The sequence below is a fragment of the Carnobacterium sp. genome (assembly GCF_032094055.1).
Taxonomy (GTDB): domain Bacteria; phylum Bacillota; class Bacilli; order Lactobacillales; family Carnobacteriaceae; genus Carnobacterium_A.
The window spans coordinates 5296-12562 of the sequence record NZ_DAMDAK010000004.1 but is presented as its reverse complement, the minus strand read 5'-3'; the positions used below and the strand labels follow the sequence as shown (position 1 = coordinate 12562).

The 7267-nt window shown below is 36.1% G+C and carries 12 protein-coding genes; 9 read left to right on the top strand and 3 right to left on the bottom strand.

Annotated elements, in window-relative coordinates:
* The 4 genes from RT405_RS01220 to RT405_RS01205 all read left to right on the top strand — a co-directional run.
* A partial coding sequence (locus RT405_RS01220) for a phosphate acyltransferase (RefSeq protein ID WP_313466949.1) occupies nucleotides 1-103 on the top strand: 103 nt, incomplete at its 5' end.
* A gap of 131 nt (nucleotides 104-234) precedes the next feature.
* Nucleotides 235-870 carry an NAD(P)-dependent oxidoreductase gene (locus tag RT405_RS01215; RefSeq protein ID WP_313466880.1) on the top strand — a complete coding sequence of 212 codons (636 nt, stop codon included), beginning with the start codon at nucleotides 235-237 and terminating at the stop codon, nucleotides 868-870.
* Nucleotides 871-997: 127 nt separating this feature from the next.
* On the top strand, nucleotides 998-1483 hold the full coding sequence (gene tsaE / locus RT405_RS01210) for a tRNA (adenosine(37)-N6)-threonylcarbamoyltransferase complex ATPase subunit type 1 TsaE (protein WP_313466878.1): 486 nt from the start codon (nucleotides 998-1000) through the stop codon (nucleotides 1481-1483).
* Nucleotide 1484: 1 nt separating this feature from the next.
* Nucleotides 1485-2021: a GNAT family protein gene (locus tag RT405_RS01205; RefSeq protein WP_313466876.1), complete on the top strand. Its 537-nt coding sequence runs from the start codon at nucleotides 1485-1487 to the stop codon at nucleotides 2019-2021.
* 123 nt (nucleotides 2022-2144) lie between these two features.
* On the opposite strand, the gene RT405_RS01200 is transcribed toward RT405_RS01205, so the two are convergent.
* Nucleotides 2145-2678, bottom strand: a complete 534-nt coding sequence (locus tag RT405_RS01200; protein ID WP_035031921.1) for a 3'-5' exonuclease — start codon at nucleotides 2676-2678, stop codon at nucleotides 2145-2147.
* Nucleotides 2679-2932: 254 nt separating this feature from the next.
* Nucleotides 2933-3262, bottom strand: coding sequence for a hypothetical protein (locus RT405_RS01195; RefSeq protein WP_313466874.1), 330 nt, complete (start codon nucleotides 3260-3262; stop codon nucleotides 2933-2935).
* Between the two features lie 377 nt (nucleotides 3263-3639).
* Between RT405_RS01195 and RT405_RS01190 the strand changes: the two genes are divergently transcribed.
* The 5 genes from RT405_RS01190 to RT405_RS01170 all read left to right on the top strand — a co-directional run bounded on the left by RT405_RS01190 (nucleotide 3640) and on the right by RT405_RS01170 (nucleotide 6720).
* Nucleotides 3640-3873, top strand: a complete 234-nt coding sequence (locus RT405_RS01190) for a hypothetical protein (RefSeq protein WP_313466872.1) — start codon at nucleotides 3640-3642, stop codon at nucleotides 3871-3873.
* A gap of 195 nt (nucleotides 3874-4068) precedes the next feature.
* The gene (locus RT405_RS01185) at nucleotides 4069-4272 is read left to right on the top strand and encodes a helix-turn-helix transcriptional regulator (RefSeq protein ID WP_313466870.1); all 204 of its coding nucleotides are present in this window, start codon (nucleotides 4069-4071) and stop codon (nucleotides 4270-4272) included.
* Nucleotides 4269-4700 carry a hypothetical protein gene (locus RT405_RS01180; RefSeq protein WP_313466868.1) on the top strand — a complete coding sequence of 144 codons (432 nt, stop codon included), beginning with the start codon at nucleotides 4269-4271 and terminating at the stop codon, nucleotides 4698-4700. The genes RT405_RS01185 and RT405_RS01180 overlap by 4 nt, the downstream gene beginning before the upstream one ends.
* Nucleotides 4678-5178 carry a DNA topology modulation protein FlaR gene (locus RT405_RS01175; protein ID WP_313466866.1) on the top strand — a complete coding sequence of 167 codons (501 nt, stop codon included), beginning with the start codon at nucleotides 4678-4680 and terminating at the stop codon, nucleotides 5176-5178. The genes RT405_RS01180 and RT405_RS01175 overlap by 23 nt, the downstream gene beginning before the upstream one ends.
* Nucleotides 5179-5322: 144 nt before the next feature.
* Nucleotides 5323-6720: a 6-phospho-beta-glucosidase gene (locus RT405_RS01170; RefSeq protein ID WP_313466865.1), complete on the top strand. Its 1398-nt coding sequence runs from the start codon at nucleotides 5323-5325 to the stop codon at nucleotides 6718-6720.
* A 124-nt stretch (nucleotides 6721-6844) separates the two neighbouring features.
* Here the strand turns inward: RT405_RS01170 and RT405_RS01165 are convergent.
* Nucleotides 6845-7267 (bottom strand): cation-translocating P-type ATPase C-terminal domain-containing protein (locus RT405_RS01165; RefSeq protein ID WP_313466864.1); only part of this gene is annotated, 423 nt, incomplete at its 5' end.

Genomic DNA, 7267 nt, shown 5'->3' with positions numbered 1-7267 from the left:
ACAAGGATTAAACAAACCAATTTCTGACCTTTCACGTGGATGTAATGAAGAAGATGTATACAAATTAGCTATCATCACAGCTACTCAAAGCTTAATGAATTAAAAATCGTTTTAAAAGAAAAGTAAACTTGATTATAAAGTTTTGCTTTTCTTTTTTCTTAGGGGGGATTGTTTGCGCTTACCAGCACCTACTCTTTATAATAGAAGCAGGAAGAAATGAAAGGAGAAAAGACCATGAGGATAGGAATTATAGGAGCTACAGGAAAATCAGGTTCACGGATCACGGCTGAAGCTTTAGATAGAGGGTATTTGGTTGTCCCGCTCGTTCGGAATGCTAATAAACTTGAAGAGCAGGATTGGGATATAGTCGAAAAAGATTTGTTTGATTTAACCTACGATGATATTGAAGGTTTGGATGTAGTAGTAGATGCGTTTAAAGCGCCGCAAGGACGGGAAGAGCTGCATCAAAAGAGCATCGAACACCTGATTGATATTTTGAAGGGGCATAAAAAACCACGCTTGCTGGTCGTAGGCGGAGCCGGCAGTTTGGTTGTTAACAGAACAGATGGAACTCGACTAGCTGATACAGCTGATTTTCCAGATGAAGCTAAGCCTACAGCTTTTCATATGGAAAAAGCTTTAGAGACGCTACAAGAAACAACCGATGTAAATTGGACTTACCTAAGTCCGTCTGCCTCATTTGAACCGAATGGAAAAAGAACTGGAGAATATCAAATAGGAACAGATTTTCTGCTGACGAATCATTTGGGTCAAAGCGAAATCAGTTATGCAGATTACGCTATTGCCTTAGTCGATGAGATTGAAAATCGAGCATTTGAAGGCAGACGTTTTACAGTCTGCAGCAAGTAAAGAAAACCCGCCGCAACTGTCTGAACGCAGCTGCTGGCGGAATTTTTTTCGCTTTTTTTCGCTTAGTACATTACAATAGAAGAGCCTTGGTTGGAAAATAATGTATGAAAAGATAAGAGGGGAAACAATGGAAAAAATTCAAGCACACAATGAAGCAGAAACAAAAAACATTGCAGCTAAACTAGCAACTTTATTGGTTGCAGGAGATCTGATTTTATTAGAGGGAGATTTAGGTGCTGGAAAAACTACCTTTACTAAAGGATTGGCAGTTGGCTTGGGGATAAAACGTGTCATTAAAAGTCCCACTTATACGATTATTCGCGAGTATTTAGACGGCAGATTGCCGTTATACCATATGGATGTTTACCGTTTAGAAGAAACAGGCGGGACAGATTTAGGGTTAGAGGAATATTTTGAAGGCGATGGAGTGTCAGTTGTAGAGTGGGCTAAATTTATCCCAGAAGACTTACCGACCGAATACCTTCAAATCAAACTGCAGCCAATCGGAGAAGACCTAGCAGAACGAGAAATCACATTTACAGCAACAGGCCCGCATTATGCAGAATTAATACATCGCTTTACTGAAATGTTAACAGAAAAAGAGGGAGAATAAAATGTCAGAAAAAGAAGCTGTTGCTATTACCATCCGTGCTGCATTACCGAGCGATGCAATGGGAGTACTAGACCATATTCGCCAAACTTCTTTAGAAACCGGCTTTATGACAGTTGGTGCTGAAGGACCTGGTATCGCACCGGAAGAAGAAAAACGTCATCTTGAAATGATTGCTGAATCAGAGAATAACCTTTTATTATTAGCAGTAGCTGATGAAAGAATCATCGGCATGGCTTCTATCAAAGGAGGGACTAGTCCGAAAATCAAGCATATCGGAGAATTGGGTATTTCTATCTTAAAAGAGTATTGGGGTATAGGATTAGGTACGTTGTTAGTAAAAGATTTGATTGAATGGGCTGAGTCTTCGCAAGTGATTAAACGGTTGGAATTAACAGTTCAAAAACGGAATGAACGTGCTATTCATGTGTATGAAAAGCTGGGTTTTGAACAAGAAGCCATCATGAAACGTGGCGTAAAAGATGGCGGTGTCTATCTTGATGTTTGTTTAATGAGCCAGCTGATCGGAGAAGCTGATTAACTAAAGCAGATAAGAAAAAAGCAAATACGGTTCCTGTATGTAGCTTCCAATAAAAAAATAAAGTAGCGGGGAATAAAATCCCAGCTGCTTTATTCAATATCTTGAGCTTGTATGTGACTAAAACTAAACATGTTTAACCAGTTTTTTTAAGGGATCTGTCCCAAAATGATTTTCCAAATACAATAAAATTTCAGCGCTTGCGTTGCTGTCATCCAAAGCATGGTGGTGATTTTCTAATTTGATTCCTAAATGGTCGCAAACAGTGTTTAATTTATGATTAGGAAGTTCAGTAATCAGTTTGCGACTGGATTGAACAGTACAAAGGGTTTGAAAGTGAGGCTGCTCAATACCATAATAGTCTAGACTGCCTTGCAAAACTCCACGGTCAAACGGCAAATTATGAGCAACAATTAATTTATTTTCTTTAAAACAAGGTTTAATGTCTTCCCAGACACGAGCAAAGTTTGGTGCATCAGCCACGTCATGTTCATGGATACCATGAATTTGAATATTGCGCCAAAAAAATTCGGTTTCCGGTTTGATCAAAGAATAATAATGGTCCACAATTTGGCTGTTTCGTACAATGGTTAACGCTACAGAACAAGCACTGTGCCGTTGGTGATTGGCTGTTTCAAAATCCAGTGCAACAAAATTCATTTTTTTCCTCCTCGAACAAATATTCTGTTAACAGTATAGTCGCTTTTAACTCAAAAGGCTAATTTCCAGTTTAATTATAAGAAAATTTTAAGAATTCCCCAATTTCTCCTTACTGTATACTGCATGAAATAGAGGATAACCATTTTGGATGAGAAAAATGGGATAAAAAAGCAGCAACGAAAAGTAATTTTCGCTGCTGCTTTTACGGTTTTTATTTTATCAACTAAGATGATGCGAGAATATAAAGTCTCCGGTTAAAATAGCCCTGTAATCAACAAGTACAATCCAATCAGGTAGAATACAACAATAAAGTATTTTACTTCAATAAAGAAAAAAGAATGTGTATTTTTAATAATAACTTCATTTCCGTTTTCATCGAATAAGCGTTTTTCCTTTTTAGGCAGCTTATTACCAATAAACCAAGATAATGTTCCTGCGATGAAAAAGACTAGCCCAAATAAATATGGAAATTGATTCATCACATCGTTGTTTCCCGTTATAAATAATGCTGGAAAATAAATAAGTGCGATACTTGCCATCACGATAGGAAGTATAATAAAACCCCAGCCTTTCCAAATAATCATAGAAAATTCCTCCTTTTTTTCTTTTTGATTATATAGAAAAAGGAATTAAAAAGCGATAATTTAGTACCCTTTGTTTTCAAGCCGGTGATATCTCAAAAGTAGCAAATGATATCTTGTAAAAGTGTTTTGAGTGATTATCTTAAAGTTAACTAAACGCTAACTGCTGGAAAAGTTTAGCCATTGGAGCGCTTCTGGAGACGTTTTTGTGCTTTTTTATAGCTATCAACCTTTTGATAGGCGCTTTTAATATAGGGTTATAGGGATCATTGTTGATAGATGTACCTTGTAAATGAAATCAGCTAAAGATACACTGAAAGAGAAATGTTAGCGATAGTTTTGACTGGTATCATCATTCAACTCAATTAGGAGGAATCCAGATGAAAACAATATTGACCCGAAAGTCTTTTTGGGTAATTGCATTTATTTATAGTATAGTCGTACTTAGCTTAAAATATATTTTTCATTCTCCTGCTGGAGAGTTTTTGATTCAAATAGGTTATTTAGCACTATTTATAGGTATTGTTCTATTTATTGGTGCGAATATTAAGCTGATAATCAGCAGCATCATAAATAAAAAGAAAGGAACTAGCGAAAAAAAGGAGGTAAGGTAATGTGGATTGGTTTCTTTCTTATCGTTATTATTTTTGTTATGAAAAATAAAAGCAAACGGTCAAATTAATGCATAATATTACTAAATGACTTTAAACTAGCAGACTATTTATTAGATTTGCTTTTTTATTGCCTCTGACGTAATATATATATTGAATTAAGTAATAAATATATTGCTATGTGGTGGTGATCAATAGGTGAACAAATTAAAAGTAGCTAGAGTTGAAGCCGATTTAACTCAACAACAATTAGCAGAAAAAACTGGAGTGACTAGACAAACGATTAGTTTAATAGAGAAGGGAAAATATAATCCTTCTTTAAATCTCTGTTTAAATATTTGTTTTGTTGTAAATAAAACGCTAGATCAATTATTTTGGCCAGAAGGAGAAGATAAGGAATGAAAAAAATTACAGATGAACGTTTAAAGCTTAAAAATTTGAAGGTCATACGTTTGGCTTTTGTCATCCAATATATCGGAATAATAGGCTTGTTAAGTTATGATTACATAAAGAATGGCCAAGAAGGCCTAGATGGAAATCCTTTATGGCTGCTTTTTATAATAACAAATGTAGTAATGGCTTTTGGAGCAATGCCTATTTCAACAGACCATGAGAATCTGAAAAAATCTCCCAGTTATTCTAATTATTTTTTTGTTTCTTTACTAATAGGCGTAGCTGTAGCTGTATTGACGATAATCATGTCGCCATCTAGTTCTATTAGGACTATAGTTTTAATAGGAGCGCTCTTTTTTATTTGTTTTTTAGTACCATTTACGGTTCTTTATCATTTTAGAAAAAAGAATTTCGATGATTCAAATGAAGATGAGTAAGAAGAAAAAAATACATATCACAGGGTCCGTGGGGAGCGGGAAAACTACATTAGCAAAAAAACTATCTATAGAGTTGGGGATTCCATATTATGAAATAGACAATATTATTTTTGAAAGACACTTATCAGGAGACGTTAGACGTTCAGATAAGGAAATAGTAAATATTTTAGATGAAATAGTTACTGGTGATGCTTGGATTTTAGAAGGAACATGCACTAAAAAGTGGATTGTTAGAAGTTTTGCTGCAGCGGATTGTATTATCCTGCTAGACATTCCCTACTTGGTTAGATTAAAACGAATTATCTTTAGATATCTAAAACAAATAGTAAAATTAGAAAGTGCAAACTATCAGCCGACTTTTTCAATGTTGATACAGATGTTTAAATGGAACCATAAATTTAACTCAGTCAATAAAATTGATTTCTATCAATTAACAAAAAATTATCTAGATAAAATAATTGTTCAAACTCGTAAGTAGTTTAGTGACAATGTATGATTTATTAACTTATTGTGTTCGACCGGATATCTTTTTAAAAATAGCGCTTGACATGTAATGCATTACATACAGTATAGTCAAATTAGGAAAAGAAAGCGGTTTTAAAAAGAAGGAGGACAATTACATATGTCGAAAGAAGCATTGAAAATCGTTACAATTGGTGGAGGTTCTAGCTATACGCCGGAATTAATTGAAGGGTATATCAAGCGGAAAGACCAATTGCCAATTAAAGAAATCGTTTTGGTCGATATTGAAGCGGGTAAAGAAAAATTGGAAATTGTGGGCGAAATGGCAAAACGGATGGTTAAAGCAGCAGGACTTGATTGGAATGTTGAATTGACACTTGATCGTAGAGCGGCTTTAGAAGGAGCTGACTTTGTCACTACGCAATTCCGAGTAGGTTTATTGGAAGCGCGAGTAAAAGATGAACGGATTCCATTGTCGCATGGTGTTTTAGGACAAGAAACTAATGGTGCCGGAGGAATGTTTAAAGCGTTCCGCACGATTCCCGTTATTTTAGACATCATTGAAGACATGAAAGAAATTTGCCCAGATGCATGGTTAGTCAACTTTACAAATCCGGCAGGGATGGTTACTGAAGCAGCGATCAAACACGGCGGTTGGAATAAGACCGTTGGATTATGTAATGTTCCAATTGGCCATTGCTCAGCAGCTTCAGAAAAATTAGGCATACCAGAAGATGAGTTGTTCTTTAAATTTGCCGGAATCAATCATTTTCATTGGCATCGGGTATGGGACAAAACAGGTAAAGAAAGAACAGCAGAACTGATTGATTTGATCTATGGACCTAATCAATCTGAAGATGACAACCATTTGAAGAACATTCATAGTGCTCCTTTCCATTATGAACAAATCAAGGATTTAGGTCTGTTGCCTTGCGGATACCATCGCTATTATTATATTGAAGATGAAATGTTGAAACATTCTATTGAAGAGTTTGAAAGAGGCGAAACCAGAGCACAAGTGGTTAAAGAAACAGAGTCACGTCTATTTGATCTGTATAAAGATCCAAAATTAGACTATAAGCCGGAAGAATTATCGCAACGTGGCGGTACCCACTACAGTGATGCTGCTTGTGAAATCATTGCTTCTATTCAAAATGATAAACGTACAGATATGGTCGTTTCTACTGAAAATAACGGCACGATAACAGACTTGCCTTACGATAGTATTGTAGAAGTTTCTGGTGCGGTGACAGGGCATGGAGTAGAGCCGTATAACTGGGGAGCATTTCCTCCAGCAGCCAGAGGCATTATTCAAAATATGAAAGCTATGGAAGAGACCACGATTCGAGCAGCTATTGATGGAGATTATGGTGCAGCACTGCAAGCCTTCACCATCAACCCATTAGTGCCAGGTGGAACAATGGCTAAAACACTGTTGGATGAATTGCTTTATGCACATAAAGATTATTTGCCGCAATTTGCTGAAAAAATAAAAGAAATTGAAAAAAATCAACCTGAAACAGTAGAGTATGTAAATGAATTGATGAAAAGCAATTAGTTCAATTCACCTTTCTTGTATTTAAAGATAAAGTCGCTAAGAACTGGCGACTCAGGAGAGGAAAAGTCAATAAAAAAAGACAGCCTTGATTCATTAATGAACCAAGGCTGCCTTTTTTAGCTAATTAATTTTTTCTGCGGACAATTACTTTAGTTACTTCCATTAAAACAACAGCACCAGCTGCTAATCCAGCAGCAATTCCCCATTGAGTTAAACCAAAATCAGTTGGAATAGCAAAAAATTCACGGATTCCAGGAATAACGGTTAAGCCATATAAAGCAAAACAAAAGACAACGGCAAGAATAACATAGATATTTGAAAAGAAACCTGCGCCAATTGCCGTTTGTGAATTAGAACGGGCTGGGAAAGTCTGTAAAGTCCGAGCAAGGATCAAAGTAGTAAAGGCCATTGCGATACTCATCTCATCCGAGTAGCCTAACCCGATAAATTGAGAAATAATAACAGCTGCACCAATCAGTATTCCACGATAAAGAACAGAAACAAGGGTCTGACCAGCAAAGATACCTTCATTTGGATCTCTTGGTTG

Excerpts from the sequence above, each read along its gene's own strand:
- RT405_RS01215 (WP_313466880.1), top strand. The coding sequence starts at position 235 with ATGAGGATAGGAATTATAGGAGCTACAGGAAAATCAGGTTCACGGATC.
- tsaE (WP_313466878.1), top strand. The coding sequence starts at position 998 with ATGGAAAAAATTCAAGCACACAATGAAGCAGAAACAAAAAACATTGCA.
- RT405_RS01205 (WP_313466876.1), top strand. The coding sequence starts at position 1,485 with ATGTCAGAAAAAGAAGCTGTTGCTATTACCATCCGTGCTGCATTACCG.
- RT405_RS01200 (WP_035031921.1), bottom strand. The coding sequence starts at position 2,678 with ATGAATTTTGTTGCACTGGATTTTGAAACAGCCAATCACCAACGGCAC.
- RT405_RS01195 (WP_313466874.1), bottom strand. The coding sequence starts at position 3,262 with ATGATTATTTGGAAAGGCTGGGGTTTTATTATACTTCCTATCGTGATG.
- RT405_RS01190 (WP_313466872.1), top strand. The coding sequence starts at position 3,640 with ATGAAAACAATATTGACCCGAAAGTCTTTTTGGGTAATTGCATTTATT.
- RT405_RS01180 (WP_313466868.1), top strand. The coding sequence starts at position 4,269 with ATGAAAAAAATTACAGATGAACGTTTAAAGCTTAAAAATTTGAAGGTC.
- RT405_RS01175 (WP_313466866.1), top strand. The coding sequence starts at position 4,678 with ATGATTCAAATGAAGATGAGTAAGAAGAAAAAAATACATATCACAGGG.
- RT405_RS01170 (WP_313466865.1), top strand. The coding sequence starts at position 5,323 with ATGTCGAAAGAAGCATTGAAAATCGTTACAATTGGTGGAGGTTCTAGC.